General features: G+C 70.4%; 15 protein-coding genes and 1 pseudogene. 4 read left to right on the top strand and 12 right to left on the bottom strand.

The window, feature by feature from the left end; genetic code table 11:
- Positions 1-30: 30 nt before the first annotated feature.
- From ET989_RS06395 to treS, 7 genes are all read right to left on the bottom strand, one after another.
- A complete protein-coding gene (locus ET989_RS06395; RefSeq protein WP_241656237.1) occupies positions 31-1323 on the bottom strand; it encodes an Hsp70 family protein in 1293 nt (430 codons plus the stop codon).
- Positions 1324-1371: 48 nt separating this feature from the next.
- Positions 1372-2340 carry a PAC2 family protein gene (locus ET989_RS06400; RefSeq protein WP_131167716.1) on the bottom strand — a complete coding sequence of 323 codons (969 nt, stop codon included), beginning with the start codon at positions 2338-2340 and terminating at the stop codon, positions 1372-1374.
- A 248-nt stretch (positions 2341-2588) separates the two neighbouring features.
- Complete coding sequence (locus tag ET989_RS06405) at positions 2589-3350, bottom strand: DoxX family protein (protein ID WP_131167717.1); 762 nt, start codon at positions 3348-3350, stop codon at positions 2589-2591.
- Entirely contained in the window at positions 3347-4270 is a 924-nt protein-coding gene (locus ET989_RS06410) for a transglutaminase family protein (RefSeq protein ID WP_131167718.1), read from the bottom strand. The genes ET989_RS06405 and ET989_RS06410 overlap by 4 nt, the downstream gene beginning before the upstream one ends.
- Positions 4267-6849, bottom strand: coding sequence for a circularly permuted type 2 ATP-grasp protein (locus ET989_RS06415; protein WP_131167719.1), 2583 nt, complete (start codon positions 6847-6849; stop codon positions 4267-4269). Before ET989_RS06415 ends, ET989_RS06410 begins: the two co-directional genes overlap by 4 nt.
- Before the next feature lie 13 nt (positions 6850-6862).
- On the bottom strand, positions 6863-10306 hold the full coding sequence (locus tag ET989_RS06420; RefSeq protein WP_131167720.1) for a transglutaminase family protein: 3444 nt from the start codon (positions 10304-10306) through the stop codon (positions 6863-6865).
- Between the two features lie 57 nt (positions 10307-10363).
- Entirely contained in the window at positions 10364-12601 is a 2238-nt protein-coding gene (gene treS, locus ET989_RS06425; RefSeq protein WP_131167721.1) for a maltose alpha-D-glucosyltransferase, read from the bottom strand.
- A 165-nt stretch (positions 12602-12766) separates the two neighbouring features.
- On the opposite strand from treS, the gene ET989_RS06430 reads away from it, so the two are divergent.
- Together ET989_RS06430 and ET989_RS06435 are read left to right on the top strand one after the other, a co-directional pair.
- Positions 12767-14257, top strand: a complete 1491-nt coding sequence (locus ET989_RS06430; protein WP_131167722.1) for a DUF1846 domain-containing protein — start codon at positions 12767-12769, stop codon at positions 14255-14257.
- A 120-nt stretch (positions 14258-14377) separates the two neighbouring features.
- Positions 14378-14659: a DUF6458 family protein gene (locus ET989_RS06435; protein ID WP_131167723.1), complete on the top strand. Its 282-nt coding sequence runs from the start codon at positions 14378-14380 to the stop codon at positions 14657-14659.
- Between the two features lie 62 nt (positions 14660-14721).
- Here the strand turns inward: ET989_RS06435 and ET989_RS15955 are convergent, their stop codons facing one another.
- From ET989_RS15955 to ET989_RS06450, 4 genes and pseudogenes are all read right to left on the bottom strand, one after another.
- Positions 14722-15162, bottom strand: a complete 441-nt coding sequence (locus ET989_RS15955) for a glutamate synthase-related protein (RefSeq protein ID WP_421958213.1) — start codon at positions 15160-15162, stop codon at positions 14722-14724.
- Positions 15107-15316: pseudogene (locus tag ET989_RS15530) on the bottom strand (hypothetical protein); the annotation flags it as partial. The pseudogene ET989_RS15530 and the gene ET989_RS15955, both read right to left, overlap by 56 nt.
- A gap of 10 nt (positions 15317-15326) precedes the next feature.
- A complete protein-coding gene (locus tag ET989_RS15245; protein WP_206662250.1) occupies positions 15327-15494 on the bottom strand; it encodes a hypothetical protein in 168 nt (55 codons plus the stop codon).
- A gap of 96 nt (positions 15495-15590) precedes the next feature.
- Entirely contained in the window at positions 15591-15800 is a 210-nt protein-coding gene (locus ET989_RS06450; RefSeq protein ID WP_131167724.1) for a hypothetical protein, read from the bottom strand.
- Between the two features lie 216 nt (positions 15801-16016).
- Between ET989_RS06450 and ET989_RS06455 the strand changes: the two genes are divergently transcribed.
- Both ET989_RS06455 and ET989_RS06460 read left to right on the top strand, forming a co-directional pair.
- Complete coding sequence (locus ET989_RS06455; protein WP_131167725.1) at positions 16017-16490, top strand: DUF1643 domain-containing protein; 474 nt, start codon at positions 16017-16019, stop codon at positions 16488-16490.
- A 482-nt stretch (positions 16491-16972) separates the two neighbouring features.
- Complete coding sequence (locus tag ET989_RS06460; RefSeq protein WP_131167726.1) at positions 16973-17851, top strand: hypothetical protein; 879 nt, start codon at positions 16973-16975, stop codon at positions 17849-17851.
- Here the strand turns inward: ET989_RS06460 and ET989_RS06465 are convergent.
- Positions 17838-18677 carry a DNA adenine methylase gene (locus ET989_RS06465; protein WP_131167727.1) on the bottom strand — a complete coding sequence of 280 codons (840 nt, stop codon included), beginning with the start codon at positions 18675-18677 and terminating at the stop codon, positions 17838-17840. The genes ET989_RS06460 and ET989_RS06465 overlap by 14 nt on opposite strands.
- Positions 18678-18934: the final 257 nt, after the last annotated feature.

Here is an 18934-nt window from a genome sequence, read left to right on the forward strand (position 1 = left end):
CTCGCCGAAGGGGACGACGTCGCCGGTGGGCTAGCCGGTCGCGCCCAACCGGGAGTACTCGACGAAGCGGAACGCGCCCACGTTGTGCACCGGGCGGTAGCGGCGGGTGACCACCACGTCGGCGTCCGGGCTGGTGCGCTGGTCGCGGTCGAGGATGGCGTCGAAGGCGAGCTGCGCGCCGGCGTCCCACTCGCGGAACACGCCGAAGCCGCGCGAGAGCCGGTCGGTCAGGTGGAACCCCGACGTTCTGTCGGCGGCGATCGCGAGACCGATGGCCGTGGACGCCGCGGGGTAGGGGGAGCGGTGGACGCGGCGTCCGAAACGCTCGCGCAGCACGCGCGCCACCAGCGGCAGGCCCGACGCCCCGCCGACGAGGTAGACGCCGGCCACCTCGGCGGCCGTGAGCTGGCCGTCGTCGAGCCCGTCGAGCAGCGGCTCGAGCGCGGTCAGCGTCGCCTCGACGAGCGGGGTGGCGGCGGCGTAGAAGGCGTCCACGCCGACGACGACGGGGGCGTGGCCGACCTCCAGCGCGATGCGCTTGGACTGCGGGGAGAGGTTCTCCTTGGCGACGCGGCACTCGTCCAGCAGGGCGGCGCGCTCGCGTCCGGTCAGCTCGACGCGGGAACCGACCTCGGCGCGCGCGCAGGCGGCCAGTACCTCATCGAAATCGTCGCCGCCGAGGCGGTTGACGCCGACGGAGTCGAGCACTTCGTGGGTCAGGTCGTCGACGCGGACCAACGAGGCGTCGAACGTGCCGCCGCCGAGGTCGTAGACGACCACGCGGGTGCGGCGGCTGTTCACGCTGCGCGGCTGACGGTGGGTGAACTCGAAGCCGGCTGCCGACGGCTCATTGAGTAGGCCCAGCACGGAGAACCCCGCGGCCCGGAAGGCTTCCAGCGTAAGGAAGCGTTGGGCCGAGTGGGCGTGGGCGGGCACGGCGACGACGGCCTCGAGGGGTTCGCCGTCGGCCAGGAGGGTGGCGACGTTGGACGCGGTGCGCAGGGCGTCCGCGAGGGCGGCGAGGAAGCCGCTCACGAGATCGACGAGGCGGACCTGGAGTCCGTCAACGTCGATCGTGGTGCCGCCGGCGATGCTGCCGGAGGCGAGCTCACGCTTGAACGAGCGGACGAGCAGGGCTCCCTCGGCCGCGGCGCGCTCGGCCTCGAAGCCGTAGACGAGCCCGTCGCCGCGGCGGGCGACGACGGAGGGGAAGTGGTCCACCGTGTCGCCGTCGGCGTCGGTGAAGCTGACGACGGGGTAGTTGCCCCGGTCAACGAGGGCGACGATGGTGCGGGTCGTTCCGAGGTCGATGCCGAGCTGCATGACCGCGAGGCTACCCCGGTTAGTTGGGGTGACCAGAATCCGTCCCGGTCAGGGAACCTGGTCGGCGTCTGGGTCGTCGGTGTGCTGGTCGGCGTCAGGGTTGTCGGGCTCGTCCGCGGGGGTGGCGCCCAGGTCGGCCAGGAACTGCTCGAACTGCTCGCCGATCTCGTCGGCCGACGGCAGCTGGGCGGTCTCGGCGTTGCGGACCTCGCGCTCGGAGACGTAGTGGTCGTACCCGCGTTCCAGGGCGGCCACCATCTCGGTGAGTTCCTCGCTCCCGGCGATCTGGTTGTCGACCTGGGCGCGGACGATCCCGGAGGCGAGGTCGAAGCCCTCGAGGGGGAGGGCCAGCGATGCGGTCTCCCGCAGCGTGGTGAGGAGGGCGGCCGCGGCGGCCGGGTAGTCGTTCTCGGCGATGTAGTGCGGCACGTGCGCGACCAGGCCGAGCACATCGTGGCCGGCCTCGCCCAGGCGCAGGGTGAGGAGGCCGGTGAAGGACGCGCTGAGCTGGAAGGTGCCGAGCATGGGGGCCTCGTCGGCGACCAGGTCGGGGTCGGACGCGAAGCGCGTCACCGCCACGGGGCGGGTGTGCGGGGCGGGCGCGGGCATCGACTGCACGAGGTGGGTGCGCTGGACGTCCAGCTGCTCGATGACGTGGCGGACGCCCTCGGCCATCCGCTCCCACTGCAGGGACGGCTCCGGCCCGTTGAGCAGGAGGAAGTCCTTGCCGTCACGGTCTGTGAGCAGGTGCAGCTTGATCTCTGGCTTGTCGTAGCGCGCGAAGTGGTCCCGGTCGAAGTGGATCGTCGGGCGTCGGCCGGCGTAGTCGATCACCTGGTCGGTGTCGAAGCGGCCGATCACCCGGTTGGGCAGGTGCTCCAGCAACTGGCCGTCCACGAGGCGCTGCGAGTGCCCGGCGTCGACGTAGCTGCCGAGGGTGACGATGAGGGTGTCCGCGCGCAGGGTGCGCTGATCCACGTGGGGCTCCCACTGGAACAGGCTGGTCGGGTCGAGCATGGCGGTCCTCCTCGTCGGGCTTCTGCGACACCCCCTCAACGCCTGTTCCCGCCCGGTCATTCCCGCCCCATCCGCCGCGCCGAGAGCCCCGGGTTCGTCCGCCGAGAGCCCGGGGTTTGTCTGCCGAGAGCCCCCGGGAGGGGCTGTCGGCGCAGAAGACCGGGGCTGTCGGCGCAGAAGGCCGGGGCTGTCGGCGCAGAAGGCCGGGGCTGTCGGCGCAGAAGACCGGGGCTGTCGGCGGGGTGGGGTCAGCGGGAGAGGCGCTTGGTGACGCGCTTCTCGACGCGGCGCTCCCGGCTGGACGCCGTGACGGCGTGGTCCAGCGACACCCGGCCCGGGCCGGTGAACAGCAGGGGCAGGGCGAGCGCCGCGTAGGCCAACGGCACCTCGGACGCCAGCGTGCGGGCCTGCGGATCCAGCAGGGGCCCGTCGGGCAGCACCGCCAGCACCCAGACACCGGCCATGACCAGCGCCTGCGCCAAGGCGGCCAGGCGCGTCCCGAAGCCGACCGCCAGCAGCACCGGGAGTCCCAACTGGCCGGCCACCACGAGCCCGCCGAACAACTCGGGTGCCAGCGCACCCCACGGGTGCGCGTGCAGGGCGTCCACGAGCCCGACGAAGTTCATCGCGTTCGCCGCGCCGTGGAGCACCAGTGGCAAAGACAGCAGCCGCAGCACCAGCAGGCCGACGTCGGTGGAGGGGCGGTTGTTCAGCCGGGAGACCTGCAGGGCCCAGTCCACCGTCCCGCGCGGGTCCGTGGGGCCGGGGTCGGCCGCGGCCACCGGCGGCGGGACGCGCACCGGCCCGACGCGCGGCTCACTGGCCTGGTGAACCGGCGGCGGGATCGTGGGGATCACCCGCGTCCGCTCCGACTCCGGCGTCGGGTCGACCGGGTCGAAGGCCAGGGTTCGCTCGGCGTCCGGGGAGGTGTCGGGCACCTCGAAGGCGATGGTGCGTTCGCTGTCGGGGTCATCGGGCCGGTTCCAGGGGGAGTGCGGGTCGTGGCTCATGGCTGGTCCTCCAGTCGGATCACGTCCACGCCCACCGTGAGAGAACTGGACGCGCCCTCGGTGAAGATGACGCCCTTGAGCGGGCTCACGTCGCGGAAGTCGCGGCCCCAGGCCGTCATGATGTAGCGGCTGTCTGCAAGGTGGTCGTTCGTCGGGTCGAGGTCGACCCAGGCGCCACCCGGGACGAGCACCGCCGCCCACGCGTGCGTGGCGTCCGACCCGGCGAGCTTCGGCTGCCCGGGCGGCGGCACGGTCTCGATGTAGCCGCTCACGTACCGGGCGGGCAGGCCGACCGAGCGGAACACCCCGACGGCGAGGTGGGCGAAGTCCTGGCACACGCCGGCCCGCGAGGCGAGCAACTCGGGCAGGGTCGTCTTCGTCGTGGTCGCGCCCTTGGTGTAGGCGAAGTCGCGGTAGATGTCGCGCGTGACGGCCACGATGGCGTCCCCCAGAGGGCGGTCCGGCCACGCCAGCGTCCGCGCGAAGTCGGCCACCTCGGGCCCGAGGTCGACCAGTTCGGAGGGCATCAGCAGCATCGCCCGCTCCAGCGGGTCGACGTGCGGGTCCTCGGGCAGGGCCGCGGCGGCCTCAGCGACCGTCCAGCGGTTGAGGGCGTCCACGTCGACGGCGGGGTAGGCCACCTCGACGACGCTGCGCTTGGTCACGGTCAGGGCGCGGTGGGCGGTGCCGATCTCGAGGTAGTGGCTGTAGTTGCCGAACACGTCGACGTGCTCGTCCAGCACGTCTGGCGTCGGCGTGACCTCGATCGTGTGCTCCAGCACGCGCTGCGACGGCGTCTCCCGCGGGCGCAGGCAGGCGCGACCGTACGAGGCCGTCACGTCGTCCTCGTAGGTGTAGGCAGTCACGTGGCGCACCTCGTAGCGGCGGGGTGCGAGGTGGTGGGCGGCCTGGGGTGTCATCGGACGCCCCCGTCCAACTCGGCGACCGCGAAGCTGCTCTGCGGCGCCTGGGTGGAGAAGTGGGTGTCCTCCAGCGCGTCGGAGAAGGAGCGCAGCTCGGCCTCCAGGGCGATGAGCTCGTCGACCAGGTCGAGGCGCTCGCCGGCGATGAGCGTGGTCAGGTTCAGGTCGCGGACCCGGCGGCGCAGTGCGTGCAGCCGGTCGGCCAGCCGCTGGTCTGGCGCATGGGTGAGGGCTTCGGCGATCCGGTCGAGCTGGAACGCGAGTGAGCGGGGGTTGCTGCTGTCGAGCAGCAGGATGTCCAGCGCCGAGCCGACGGGTTGGGCCGGACCGACGCCCGCGGCCTGCCGGCGGCGGTGGGTGATGAGGCTGTCGCCCACCCGCAGGACGGCTTCCACGACCTGCCCCTCCACGACCGGCGATCGGGTGAGTGCGATCGTGTTGCGCACGATCCGGACGGTCGATTGCGCTCGTTCCATCCGGCGTCCGGCGTCCAGGAACGCCCACGTGGCGTCGCGGACGAGGCTCTCGGCTGTCAGACCGGCCAGCGCCAGCAGCGAGTCGAGGATCCCCTCGCTGGTCAGCTGCACCGGGATCGACTCCTCCTCGCGCGCCTCAGCCAGCACGCGCTGCAGGCGGCTCAGCACGCTCGGCGTGCTCAGCGACAGCACTTCGCGCACCTGGAGGGCCGTGGCGGTCGCCCGCGCCACCGCGTGCGCGACGCCGCCGGTGATCCGCGCGTCGACGAGCAGTTGCTCGAGCACGGGCAGCGGTTCGGCGAGCCGCTCCTCGGCGTCCGGCCCGGTGAACCCCGGGCTCGCGCTGGTGACGGCGCTGATCGCCTCCAGCAGGGCGCGCATGGCGGCGTGGCCGGGTGTGCCGGTGCGGTTGTGGTGGTCCTCGACGAGGTTGTCAGCGACCATGAGCAGCCGGGCGGCCACCTCCGCGCGCTCGGCGTAGCGCCCCAGCCAGAAGAGGTTGCTGGCGGTGCGCGGCGTGAGGCCGGGCAGGCGCGGCTCGGCCGGGATCGCCCGCGCCCGCGCCAAGGCCGCGAGGTCGACGCGCGCGGGGGCGGCGTCGTCGGAGTCCAGCACCCAGACGTCCTTCGATCCGGCCCCGGACGCGTTGGTGACGCTGAACGCGTCGGGGGCGGACGCGATGCGTGCGAGTCCGCCGGGCAGGAAGTGGTAGGTCTCGCCGACCGCCACGCCGAAGGTCCGCAGCACCACATTGCGGGGCTGGAGCCCGTGCGTGGTGACCAGGGGGGCGGTCGAGGTGGTGACCGGCTCCTGGGCGACCCAGCCCCAGGGGTCGGCGGTGATGCGGTCGGCCAGCACCGCCAGTTGGTCGGTGGACTGCTGCCAGCCGAGCACGTGACCCTCGCCGCGGCTGCGGGCCAGGGGCTTGATGATCAGGCGGCCGAGGTTGGCGAGCACGTGTCGGCGGGCCACGGGGTCTCCGCACCACCACGTGGCGGGCACCGGCAGCAGGAGCTCCTCGCCGAGCAGCTCGCGGGCGATGGCGTCCTGGAACGGCAGCAGTCCCGGGTTCTCCAGCACGGCGGCGCGCAGCGGGTTGACGACTGCCACTGTGCCGCGGCGGGCGGCGGCGACCAGGCCGGGCACCCCGAGCCGCGAGGAGGACAGCAGGTCGAGGGAGTCGCACCAGTTGGCGTCCACGCGGCGCAGGACCACGTCGACGGCCTCGAGTCGGCCCATCGTGCGCAGCCAGAGGCGCCCGCCGCGTATGACGAGGTCGTCGGACTGGGCGAGCGGGTGGCCCAGCAGGGTCGAGAGCATGCCCTGGTCGAAGGCGGTCTCGCTGCCCGGGCCGGGTGTGAGCAGGACGACGCGGGGGACGTCCTTCACCCCCTCGGGGGCGGCGTCCATCAGGCTGACCTGCACGAGGTCGAACCAGCCGCGCAGGCGGCGCAGGTTGGCGCGGCGGTGGATGCCCTCCATGGCGCGCGCGATGATGCGGCGGTTCGCCATGGCGTACCCGGCGCCGGAGGGGGCCTGGGTGCGGTCAGAGACGACCGTCCAGCCCTCGGGGGAGCGGGCCAGGTCGGTCGCGGTCATCGGGATGGCGCGCGATTGCGGGGGGTTGATGCCGTGGGCGGTCGGGAGGAAGCCCGGGTGGGCGGCGACCACCTCGGCCGGCAGGATCCGGCTGGTGAGCAGCCGACGCTCGCCGATCAGGTCACGGAACACCGCGTCCAGCAGGCGGGCGCGCTGGTGGAGGCCGCGTTCGAGGGACGCCCATTCGTCGGCGTCCAGCACGAGCGGCAGCGGGTCGAGCTGCCAGGCGCGCGTGCCGGCGGGGTCGCCTGCGGCCCCGTAGGTGACGCCGTCGTCGGCGAGCAGCCGCTCGACGGTGCGGCGGCGGGCCTGGAGGCCGATGGTGCCGAACCGCGTCAGCGCCTCCTCCAGCAGCGCCGCGGAAGGGCGGACCTGCCCGTGGGCGACGAACTCGTCCAGCCCGCGGGGGGTACCCAGCGGCAGGGCGGGGTTGGGCGCGACGAGGCGCTCGGCGTACGCGCCGGCCAGGGGGCTGGCGTCCTCCACCGTTTCGGCGGTCATGTCACCTCCGGGGTCAGGCGTGGCCGCGGTCGTGTCGACGCAGGTCGAGCGTCACCGGGTACTCGTCCGGCTGGGTGGACAGCAGCGGCATGGCCGTGGGCCACCCCGACCGGTCCACGCGGCCGCTCGTCCGGTTGGGCACGAACCGGCTCGCCCGGCGGGTCTCGGCGGCCGCCGCGTTGACCGGGTAGTCCTCGTACGAGCGTCCTCCCGGGTGGACGATGTGGTAGGTGAACCCGCCCAGCGACTGGTCGTTCCACGTGTCGACGAGGTCGAAGTCGAGGGGGGAGTGCACGCCGATGCTCGGGTGCAGTGCCGAGGGTGGCGCCCAGGCCCGGAAGCGGACGCCGCCGACCAGCGCGCCGGCGTCCGACACCGTCGTGAAGCCGCCGGTCGAACCCGCCTTCACCATCGGTACCGGCACCCCGTTGCACGTCACCACGTGGCGTCCCGGCACCAGCCCGGTCGCCGCCACCTGCACGCGCTCGACCGAGGAGTCCACGAAGCGCGAGGTGCCCTGCTGGGTGACCTCCTCACCGAGCACGTGCCACGGCTCGAGCGCGCCGCGCAGTTCCAGGTGGACGCCGTCGACGTCGACCTCGCCCAGGCGCGGGAACCGGAACTCGAGGAACGCCTCCAGCCAGGCGATGTCGAACGCCGGGCCGTCGAGGCGGGCGTTGAGATCCTCCACCACCGAGCGGAGGTCGGCGGCCGCGAAGCTCGGCAGCAGGAAGCGGTCGTGCAGGCGGGTGCCCCAGCGCACGAGTGGCGCGGTGTAGGGCGTCTCCCAGAACCGCAGCACCAGCGCGCGCACGAGCAGCTGCTGTACCAGCGCCATCCGCTCGTGTGGCGGCATCTCGAAGCCGCGCATCTCGAGCAGCCCGAGGCGCCCGGCTGCGCCGCGGTCGGGGTTGTACAGCTTGTCGATGCAGAACTCGGCTCGGTGCGTGTTGCCGGTGACGTCGGTGAGGAGGTGCCGCAGCAGCCGGTCGGTCAGCCACACCTGCGAGCGGCGCTGGCGCTCGATGCGCTCCTCGTAGGGTTGGGCCCACAGCTCGCGTTCGGCGCGGATCGCTGCCCGCACGTCGTGCTCGATCGTCGGGTCGGACGCCATGGCCGTCAGTTCGGCGAAGGCGATGTCGAGCTCGTAGAGGTACTCGTGGCGCGCCTCGTCGACGCGGGGGGCCTGGCTGGTGGGCCCGATGAACCGGCCGCTGAACACGTAGGAGAGCGACGGGTGGTTCTGCCAGTACGTGATGAGCGAGCGCAGCAGGTCGGGACGCCGCAGCAGCGGCGAATCCCACGGGGTGGGGCCACCGAGGGTGATGTGGTTGCCGCCGCCGGTGCCGGTGTGGGTGCCGTCGAGGTCGAACTTCTCCGTCGAGAGCCCCACGGCGCGGGCGTCCGCGTACAGGGTCTCGGTGAGCTCGACCTGGTCGGCCCAGTTGTCGGTCGGGTGGACGTTGACCTCGATGACGCCCGGGTCGGGCGTGACCGTGATCGTCCTCAGGCGCGGGTCGAACGGCAGCGGGTAGCCCTCCAGCACGACGGGCGTGCCGAGGTCGGACGCCGTGCCCTCGACGGTGGCCAGCAGGCGGACGGCATCGTCGAGCGCATCCAGCGGCGGGAGGAACACGCGCAGGTGGCCCTCGCGCTCCTCCAGGGCCAGCGCGGTGCGGGGCGCCTCCTCGACCGGCAGCTCGCGGGCGCGGGGCGCACGGGCGTCGGGGTTGCCGTAGGGGAGCCGACGCTCCGGGTCCTCGTTGTGGGTGATGTCGGGCTGCTCGCCCCACGCGATGGACGCCAGCGGGAGGCGCAGGCCCAGCGGCGACTCACCCGGGGTCAGGAACAGGTGGCGGCGTCGTGGGCGCCAGCGCGTGGTGGCCCACCCGCCGTGCTCCGGGTCGACGAACAGGGGCACGACCCACCCGGCGGGGCGTCCGGCGGTGGCATCCAGCCGGTCGACCAGGGCGGCGCGCCCTGCCTCGGTTGCGACCTCGTCGGAGTCGGGGTCAAGGTCCAGCTCGGGACGCTCGCCGTAGGGACGCCGGGCCTCGGCCAGGGCGGCGTCGAACGGGTCCTCGAAGGCCGGCAGGACGAGGTCGTCGGCCACGCCGAGGCGGTCGGCGAGCTCGCGGGCGAACCGCTCCAGCAGGGCACCGCGCTCCTCGGGGGCGCGGTCGGGTGCGGGCGACCACGGGTCGGCGAGCAGGGACTGGTCGCGCCACAGCGCCTCGCCGTCGGTGCGCCAGGCCAGCGCCATCTGCCAGCGGGGCAGCGGCTCACCGGGGTACCACTTGCCCTGGCCGTGCTGGGTGAGGCCCTGCGGGGCCCACCGGTCGCGCAGCTTCGCGGCCAGCAGGGCGGCCAGCTTGCGCTTCTCCTCGCCGTCGGCGGCGGTCTCCCACTCCGGTGCGCTGGTGTCGCCGGCGGAGACGAACGTCGGCTCGCCCCCCATGGTGAGCCGCACGTCGGCGTCCACGAGGCGCTGGTCGACCCAGGCGCCCAGCTCCATGACCCGGCCCCACTGGTCGTCGGTGTAGGGCTTGGTGACGCGCACGTCCTCGTGGACGCGGCGCACGACGTTCTCGAAGTGGAAGGAGACGTCGGTGATGCCGGTCGCGCCGGTGATCGGCGCGGAGTTGGCTGGGTTGGGCGTCGCCGAGAGCGGGATGTGGCCCTCTCCGGCCAGCAGGCCGCTGGTGGCGTCCAGGCCGATCCAGCCCGCGCCGGGCACGTAGACCTCGGCCCACGCGTGGAGGTCGGTGAAGTCGGCCACGGGGCCGGCGGGGCCGTCGACGGGCTCGCGGTCGGCGGCGAGCTGGACGAGGTAGCCCGACACGAACCGCGCGGCCAGCCCGAAGCGGCGCAGGGCGGCGACGAGCAGCCACGCGCTGTCGCGGCACGACCCGAGGGCCGCGGCCAGCGTCTGGTCGGGGGTCTGGACGCCAGGCTCCATGCGGACGCTGTAGGCGATGTCGGCCTGCACGGCCTGGTTGACCGCGACGAGGAAGTCCACGATGCGGGTGTCGCCGTCGGTGACGCCCAGCGGGGTGATGCGGCGCTCGATCCAGTCGTCCACGGCGTCCGAGGCGACTTCGGCCAGGTACGGGGTCAGGTCGGCGGCGAGGTCGGGCGGGTAGGTGAACGGGAAGGTCTCGGCGTACTCCTCGACGAAGAAGTCGAAGGGGTTGATGACGGTCATGTCCGCGACCAGGTCGACGGCGATCGACAGGTGGTCGGCCGGCTCGGGGAAGACGAGGCGAGCGACGTGGTTGCCGAACGGGTCCTGCTGCCAGTTGATGAAGTGGTTGGCGGGAGAGACCGTCAGGGAGTACGCGTTGATGGGCGTTCGCGTGTGGGGGGCAGGGCGCAGCCTCACCGTGTGGGGGTGGATCGCCACCTCACGGTCGAAGGTGTACTCGGTGGCATGGTGCAGGGCAACCCGGATCGTCACGCGTCCACCCTAGGGGTCGCGACCCACGATCCCCACGCACGGCTCGTTCCAGCCGTGTTACTCCTCGCCCCCGTCCTCCTGCTCGCGGATGACGAGCGCGAGCCCGCCGAAGGGCCCGATGTCGACGGTGAAGCCGCCCAGGTCGTCCACCACGCCCACGTTCTGGAGCGTGGAGAGGTCGACCACGCGTCCGGTGGGGATGTGCTCGCTCTGCACGCGCGCGGACAGCTCCTCGTCGGCGAAGTTGAGGACCGTGACCTGCGTCGTCCCGTCCACGAGGCGGTTGACGAGCACCAGCATGCTGCGGAACGGCACCTCCGGGACGTCCACCAGCTCTCCGGTGGCCAACTTGGAGCGCTTGCGCACCTCGAGGATGCGCGACAGCCGCCGGGCGAACGAGTCGGGGTCGCCGAGCTGCTGGGGGAGCGAGCCGTACAGGGCGGTCGCGCGCGGCATGCCTGACGCCGACTTGGCCGCCTCGGGCGCCGCATCCATCAGGTCGTAGGCGCCACGCTCGATCCAGCGGGTGTCGCCGTCCTTGATGAGGCCCTTGACCTGCGAACGATCCAGCGGCAGCGCGCCGACCAGGTCCCAGCCCGACAGCGCGAACACGCCCGGCTGGAACGCGTTGTACATGCAGAGCAGCAGGTGGGCGTCCCTGATGCGCCGGGTGTCGGCCAGGGTGATCTCGTCCAGGTCGGTGATGCCGAGGGTCGCGGTGATGACGGACGCCGTGGTGCAGGCGATGCCGTTCTGGACGAAGGGCGCGTTGTACGGCCCCGCGTCTCCGGTGAGCCGGTCGCGCATCGTCTGGCGGATGGTCTCGGCCAGCACCGACCCGGTGACCTGCTCGCCGCCCAGGCTGTAGGTGTCGTTCGCGTGCCGGGTGGCGAAGTGCACCAGTTCGTAGGTGAGCTCGTCGTGGTTCTGCAGGGCGTGCACGAGCGAGGCCTGGTCGACGCCCAGCGCGATCGCCTCACGCAGCGTGAGCCGCAGGAACTCGGTGTCGCCGGTCGCCAGGGCGACCTGGTAGGCCGGCCGGGTGACGAAGTCGTAGCTGAGGTCGGGGCCCACCGAGCCCGTGTTGCGGATGTCGTCGATCGTGAGGTTGAGCTCCTGGAAGGTGAACCCGCCGACCTTGCGCACCATCGAGCCGATGAGCTGGTTGGCAGCCTGCGACACGGGGTGGCCCTCCGACCAGGCCGGGGCGAGGTCCAGGGACTTCTCCACGCCGAGGAAGCCGTTGGCGTCCAGGCGCAGGCCGCCCGAGCCGAGGTCGAGCAGCGAGTGGAGGGCGTCGCCCATGACCAGGCGCATGCCGGCGAACGTCGGGTCGAGCCAGTTGATCGACGGCTGGCCCTCCTTGAAGTAGTGCAGGTACACCCAGCGCCGCTCGACGCCCTGGTGGTCGCGGATGGGCGGGGTGGCCGACCAGTTGGTCTCCTTGACGCCGGGCTCGTAGAAGATGACCCGCTGGAGGGCGCCGATGATGTACCCCTCCTCGGCGAGCGCCCGCTCAGCTTCGGGGGAGAGGTTGACGGCGTCCGCCCCCTCGGGCACGTCGGGCAGCAGGTGCCAGGCGTCCCTCGGGATGTCGACCATGTGGTAGATGCCGGGGTAGTCCTGGTAGTTGAGCTCGGCGAGGCGGAAGTCGGCCCCCTTGCCGGTGTGACCGGGCACGATGTCGTCGATGATCGTGCCGCCGTGCGCGGCGGCGTTCTCGCACATGTCGCGGAACTCCTGCTCGGTGCCGAACAGGGGGTCGATGGCCATGCTGACCCGGTCGAAGTGGCCGTCGATCGACGGCGTGGGCTCCCAGCCCGAGATGCCGCCGGCCAGTTTCACCGGGCCGGTGTGGATGGCCTCGATGCCGATCTCCTCGAACGCCTGCCACAGCTCTTCGGAGCCGAGCGCCCCCAGGAACGACTGGCCCGGCGCGGTCATCTGCGACAGTGGGTAGGCGGTGTACCAGACGGACGCCTGCTCGACGGCGGCGCGCGGGTCGGGGGAGGCGTACACGTTGGCCCACATGAGGTGGTGGCCGGCCAGCTGGCGGCCCAGCGTCACCGCGTCGGCGAGCATCGACTGGTCGACCAGCCACTCGACGTAGGCGCGGTTGCGGCCGTCGGCCTCGAAGGGGCGCGCCCACAGATCCTCGGGCTTGGGCTGGTTGCGCCGGGCGCGCGGCCGCAGGCGGGCCGGGCGCGCTGCGAAGCGCTGCTGGTCGAAACTGATCTCCGGGGTGACCTCGGCGTCGGTCGGGTCGTCGGTCTGAGGCGCAGGCGTGTTGGTCACCGCACCACGGTAGCGAGCGTGGGCTCAGGCGAACAGTGACTCGACCGGGCGCGGCCCGATCGGCGCGGGCGGCGCTCAGCGGCGACCGTCCGCGACGGCACCCGGGCCTGACGCTCGTGTCCCCCGTGGATTAGGCTGCACGGCGTTGGCGACGGCAGGGGAGAGATGCGCAAGGTTGGGTTCGACCGGGACAAGTATCTGGCCCTCCAGTCGGAACACATCGAGGCCAGGCGCGAGCAGTTCGGCGGAAAGCTGTACCTCGAGTTCGGCGGCAAGCTGTTCGACGACATGCACGCCTCCCGCGTCCTGCCCGGGTTCACGCCCGACAACAAGATCGAGATGCTCTCCACGCTCGTCGACGACGTCGAGATCGTCATCGTCATCAGCGCCGAGGACCTTTCCCGCAACAAGGTGCGGGCCGACCTCGGCATCGGGTACGACGCCGACACCCTGCGCCTCATCGACGAGTTCCGCGGCCGCGGCTTCCTGGTCGGCAGCGTCGTGATGACGCACTGGTCGGACGACAACCGCCCGGCCAAGGCGTTCCGCCGCAAGCTGGAGCGGCTCGGCATCCGCGTGTTCCGGCACTTCCCGATCAAGGGCTACCCGCACGACGTGGTCGGCATCGTGAGCGAGTCGGGCTACGGGCGCAACGAGTACGTCGAGACCAGCCGCGACGTCGTCGTCATCACCGCCCCCGGGCCGGGCAGCGGCAAGATGGCGACCTGCCTGTCGCAGGTCTACCACGACCATCAGCGCGGCATCGCGTCGGGGTACGCGAAGTTCGAGACGTTCCCGATCTGGAACCTGCCGCTGGATCACCCCGTCAACGTCGCCTACGAGGCCGCCACGGTCGACCTCGACGACGTGAACATGATCGACCCGTTCCACTTGGCCGCCTACGGCGAACAGGTCGTGAACTACAACCGCGACGTCGAGGTGTTCCCCGTGCTCAAGGCGCTGTTCGAGCGCGTGCTGGGGGAGTCGCCGTACGCCTCGCCCACCGACATGGGCGTGAACATGGCCGGCCTGTGCATCAGCGACGACGCGGTGTGTCGCAAGGCGTCCGAGCAGGAAGTCATCAGGCGCTACTTCAAGGCGCTGGTGCACGAGAAGCGCGATGAGCTCGAGTCGACCCAGTCCGACCGGGTGGCGCTGCTGATGGGCCAGCTCGGCATCGTGAAGGAGGACCGGCCCACCGTGCTGCCCGCCCTCGATCTGGAGCGGCGGACCAAGGCGCCGGCGTCCGCCATCGAGCTGCCCGACGGCACGATCGTGACCGGCAAGACCTCGGAGCTGCTGGGCAACTGCTCGGCGATGCTGCTGGACGCCCTCAAGGCGCTCGCGGGCATCGACCCCGAGGTGAAGCTGCTCGCGACCGAGACCATCGAGGCGATCCAGACCCTCAAGACCGACCACCTCGGCAGCCGCAACCCGCGCCTGCACACCGACGAGGTGCTCATCGCGCTGTCGATGAGCGCCAACACCGACGACAACGCCCGACGGGCGCGGGCCGAGCTGCACCACCTGCGGGGCTGCGACGTGCACACCACGACGATCCTCGGCACGGTGGACGAGGGCATCTTCCGCAACCTCGGCGTCAACGTCACCAGCGAGCCGGTCTACCAGCACGCCCGCCTGTACCGGAAGAAGTGAGCCGGCCGGCTCCTGACAAGCCACAACTCGCCGAAAGCGTGCCCCGGGCAACGGATGGGCGTCTGGTTAGTATGGACGGATAGGGGGTCACCGGGACCCCTGGCCCGGAAGGACCACACCATGCGCGTTGTCAACGTCGGCGGCCCGATCGCCCTGGGCGTCATCGGCGCCATCCTGTACTTCGCGATGTCCGACATGCTGCAGGGCGTCGACACCAAGATGATCGGCCTGATCCTCATGGCGGCGGCCCTGCTCTGGCTCGTCGTCGGCCTGTTCGCCAACCGTCCCCGCTCGTCGGTGACCACCGAGCGCACCAACGTGCAGGGCACCGGGGGAGTCGCCCCGGGCCACGGCCCGGGTGGACAGTCGGTCGAGCGTGAGGTGCGCCACGACGAGCTCTGATCGCCTCGTCCCGAGCACGACGAGCCCCGCCGGTGACGGCGGGGCTCGTTCGCGTCATGGGGCTACTCGACGCCCTGGTTGGGCTGTCGTCGACCGGGACGGGCTCGACCTGGACAGCCTCGTCGTCGCCCTTTCTCTCGTGCTGGGTACATGATGCGCTGGATCTCCTCGGCAATCTCCGGGCCGGGCACGCCCCAGCCCTCCTCGTAGCCGTAGACCTCGCGCAGGGGCGTCTGCCGGCGGTCGCCGTCCATGATGGAGACGTCGTCCACCGACGGGAGCGCGGGGTGCAGGACACCCGCCGCCTCGGAGACCTTGAGGAGGTCGCGCCGCAGCGTCATCACGTAGTTGACCAGCCGGTCGGCCTTGCTCGTGGGGGCGAGGCCGCGCGCCAGACAGGCGTTCTGGGTGGCGACGCCTGAGGGGCAGTGGTCGGTTGTGGCACACCTGGGCCTGGATGCAGCAGGTGGCGAACATGGCCTCGCGGGTGACGCTGACCATATCGGCGCCGAGCGCGAAGGTGACGATGGCGTTGCCGGGCAGACCGAGCTTGCCCGACTCGTCGGGCTCACGAACAGCTCTAGCAGGCGGTCCGACACTCCTAGGGCACCGCCGTGAGGGGTGGGGTGCAGCGGACGCTTCCCCTCGCAGCTGCACCCCACCTGACCTACTTGACCCTCATCTGGATGCGGATGCCCTCGCTGATGCGATTCGCGTACTCGGTCAACTCGGGATCGGAGATCGACCCACAGACCCGGGACCACTCGCGCCGCAGCACGGGCTTGATCTCGGAGACGGGCCGACCCGTGTAGCGCCGGGGGAGGGAGTCGAACATCTTCTGGTAGTCAGAGGCGATGTCCTTCAGAGCGGGCCGAACAGCCTACTCCAGTTCCTTCTCACAGCCGGGAGTCATCTTGAAGTTAGCCATGGCTCACACCCGCTGACTGATCGTCGTGCTCGGGTGGCGCTGGGCCGTGGACTCCCTGACGAACCGCCCGGTGATGGTGGAGCGGTGGACGGTCGTCTTGTTGGACGTGCCCCGACCGATCCGCTCGGTCGTGGTGGTCCGGGGGCTCCGACGTGCGGTCGAAGTCTTCACGAAGCGCCCGGTGCGGGCGCTCCTACTCGCGGTGCGTGCCATGAGGCAGCCTCCGTTCTGGGCCGTGGCCCATTTGCAAGCACTGCGCATGGAGCGACTAGAGTCGGAGTCCTAGTTCCCCAACTAGACACCAGGCCCTGAGCGCTCCACCCCGGAGTGTTCGGGGCTTCGGTGCTCTTGAGGAGAAGTCTAGTTGCTGCTAATGACAACCATGTAGTTCCGCGTTTGGGCACGCAGACTCTGGCGTAGGCTTACCGGGTGGCTGAGCGCGGGACGTTGCTGGTGATCGGGAGCAATCCGCCCGCCGAGACCAGTGGTCAACGCACCCTGGCCCGCGTCCAGCAGGTTGCGACGATCCTTGACTTCGAGGAAGCCGTCCTCGCCAACCTCTTCGCGCTTCCGACCTACCGTAGTGGCGGCATCGCTGATCTCGGAAGGAGCCCAGACGGCTGGCTGGACGCCCGCTCCGCTCTTGTCTCTGGCCTCGATGACTGCGACGGCGTGCTCCTGGCGTACGGCACCCAGGAGCCCAGCGGTGAGGCCCGGGCTCATCACCGGGAGCAGGTTCGCTGGCTGGACGAGCAGATCGAGGATCGGTCCCTGCCGACTTGGTGGGTTGGGGGCGCTCCTCGCCACCCCTCGCGGTGGCAGCGGTACACCTGGCGGGAGTTGCCGGGGGTGGAGTTCAGGGAGGCACTGGAGAGGTCGCTCTGCCACGTGCCCACGGCCTGAGGCCCGGGACTCACGTCTCGAAGATGTCTCGACGCAACTCTTGGTAGATGGCCATATCGGCTCGGAAGAGAGGGGCCAGTTTGTCTTCCGCGAATGAGCGCGCTGTAGACCCTGGTTGGCCGAGCGAGAGAGCCTTGCGAATCTCCACATACATCGGGCCGGAGGCGGACTTTACGTCATCCGCATCTCAGCGCGGCGAACTCCTTTTCCAGGTCGTCACCGAGTTGTTTGTCGGCCTTTCGGGCCTGGAGGGTGTCCTTGGGGTGCTGCTGGGTCATGACGGTCCCTCCTGAGGTGTGCTTGCGCTAGTGGTGCTATCGAGCGTAGGGAGACAGGTGTACGACCCGCACCGAACCCAGCAGGCGATGAAGATGCCGACGAGGACCAACGGGAGATAGAACGGCAGGATCGACCAAGACCGTCGCCCAGGGCAAGCACGACATCGCCACATTCTCGCTTCAACCCGTCCAGATAGGAGGCCGGTGGTCTGGACCGCCGCGAGGGAAGAGGCCCAGGCCGCTCGCCGTCGGTTCGGGCACGCGCGTGCAGTGAAGGCCACGCCACGCTGGTTTAATGGGCTCATGCCCTGGTTGCCTTTCCGTGATCGCGCCATGAACCCAGACGAAATGGAGGCACTCCGTCTGGTGCTCAGTACGTACCGTGACAGTTCTGGACAGAACCAGACCAAGATCGGGTCCATGCCGGGCTTCCGGGACTTCGAGCGGGGGCTGGCCAGCGTCATCGGTGGCACCGCAGCCGAGAACAAGGGTGTCTTCGACGTGATCCGAACAGTAACCCCTGGGCCTGGCTTCGGGGTCTCCTGCAAGATGGCCCGCTTCGCCCCGACAGCACAAGAGGCTGCCTTCGTGGAGTTGAGCAACGCAGCCGCGAAGTTCCGAGCACACCTGCTGGAACGTCAGATCAACTGGGTCACCGAGCCGCAGTTGGCGGGACCAGCCATCATCGAACTCGTGACTTCTTGGCATCAGGCGGATGCCGACGCGCTGGGACTCGATCTTCAGGCGAGCAAGTACGCCGTCCTGAGTCGGAGCAGCAACTGGACCGAGTTCCAGTTGTCGGCATACCCGCTCGATCTCTATGGCTTCAACCCCATCGGGGACATCGAATGGTCGTCTACCAAGAGCCGTGTGGATGGGCACGTCGACATCGGCGGCAGGAAGCACCTTCTGTGGCAGTGGTACCCGAACAGTGGCGGGCAGTTGAAGTGGTGGCCCCCTCTGGCTTGGGCGGACTGGGCCACCTCACGCTTCACACTGGAAGAAGCCCCCATCGTCCTTCCCACGGCTCGCGCCAAGGAATACTTCCCTAACCTTTGGCCGGGTGGGTTCACCCCCGCTTGACCCACAGCACCTCTGAGCGGCTGGCTCCCTTTTCGACCTTGGGTGCCTTCATCACGATGCGTTCCCAGCCTTCGAGCGACTCGTCATAGAGGGAGTTCGCATACCCGCTCAGGACCACGGGGCCTTGATGCTGGACGAGAGCCCCCAGCAGTTCGACGTGGTGCTCCACCTCCACCTCTTCGGAGTACATCTTCTGCGTTCGAGTCTCGTGCAGGTACGGAGGGTCGGCGTAGATCAGCACGTCCCGAGCGTTGAAGCGCCGGACCACGGAGAGCGCGTCCCGGTTCTCGATCTCAGCGTCCGAGAGTCGCCAAGCCAGGGTCCGAAGTTGATCCGGCACCTTCTGCCAGCGGTGCGACATCCCTCCCGCACGCTGGTGAACACCACGGTTCTTCCAGCCGGTCTTCTTGGCCAGGTCACTGGCGTGCGCTTGCCAGACACGCACGACGAAACGTCGCGCATCCTCCAGCGGATCACCAGTCGTCACATCGGAGACCGCATACTCGTCCCGGCTCCAAGGGGTGGTCTCCAACGCCCAGCAAAGGTCCTCAGTCTGGTCCCGGAGAACTTTCCAGAGGTTGACAACCTGGCCGTTTAGGTCGTTGAGGACCTCATGGGGGGAGGGGGCCTTGGAAAAGAAGACCGCCCCTGAGCCGAAGTACGGTTCGACGTAGTGATAGTGCGGCCCGAACTCCGCTGCGATCCTCCCGGCCAGCGACCACTTGGCACCGGGGTAGCGTAACGCTGCCGCGCTCCGGCGTACGGCGGGCGTACTCGCTTCAACCAGGGTCATCTGCTTCCAATCCAGCGGGGGTATTGCGGTCATGACTGTCCTCCATCTTAGGCTCGCGCCCGGCGCGGTCGTTGATGCCTAGATGCGCGGCGCGTCTTGGCATTTACGAACAACTGTTCGATACTGAAGTCAAGCAGGACCCACTGACAGTCTTGGCAACCGCCCCAGACTCGGGGACAGAGACCGACACCAGACCGGAAGGCCGGCGCACCCAACCCATGCCCACGCTCGACCCCGACGATCTACAGCCGCTGGAAGCAGACGGCCTGGCATGGCTCGTCTACCTTGTG

Source organism: Propioniciclava sinopodophylli (genome assembly GCF_004324755.1).
In the GTDB taxonomy this organism is placed as follows: domain Bacteria; phylum Actinomycetota; class Actinomycetes; order Propionibacteriales; family Propionibacteriaceae; genus Propioniciclava; species Propioniciclava sinopodophylli.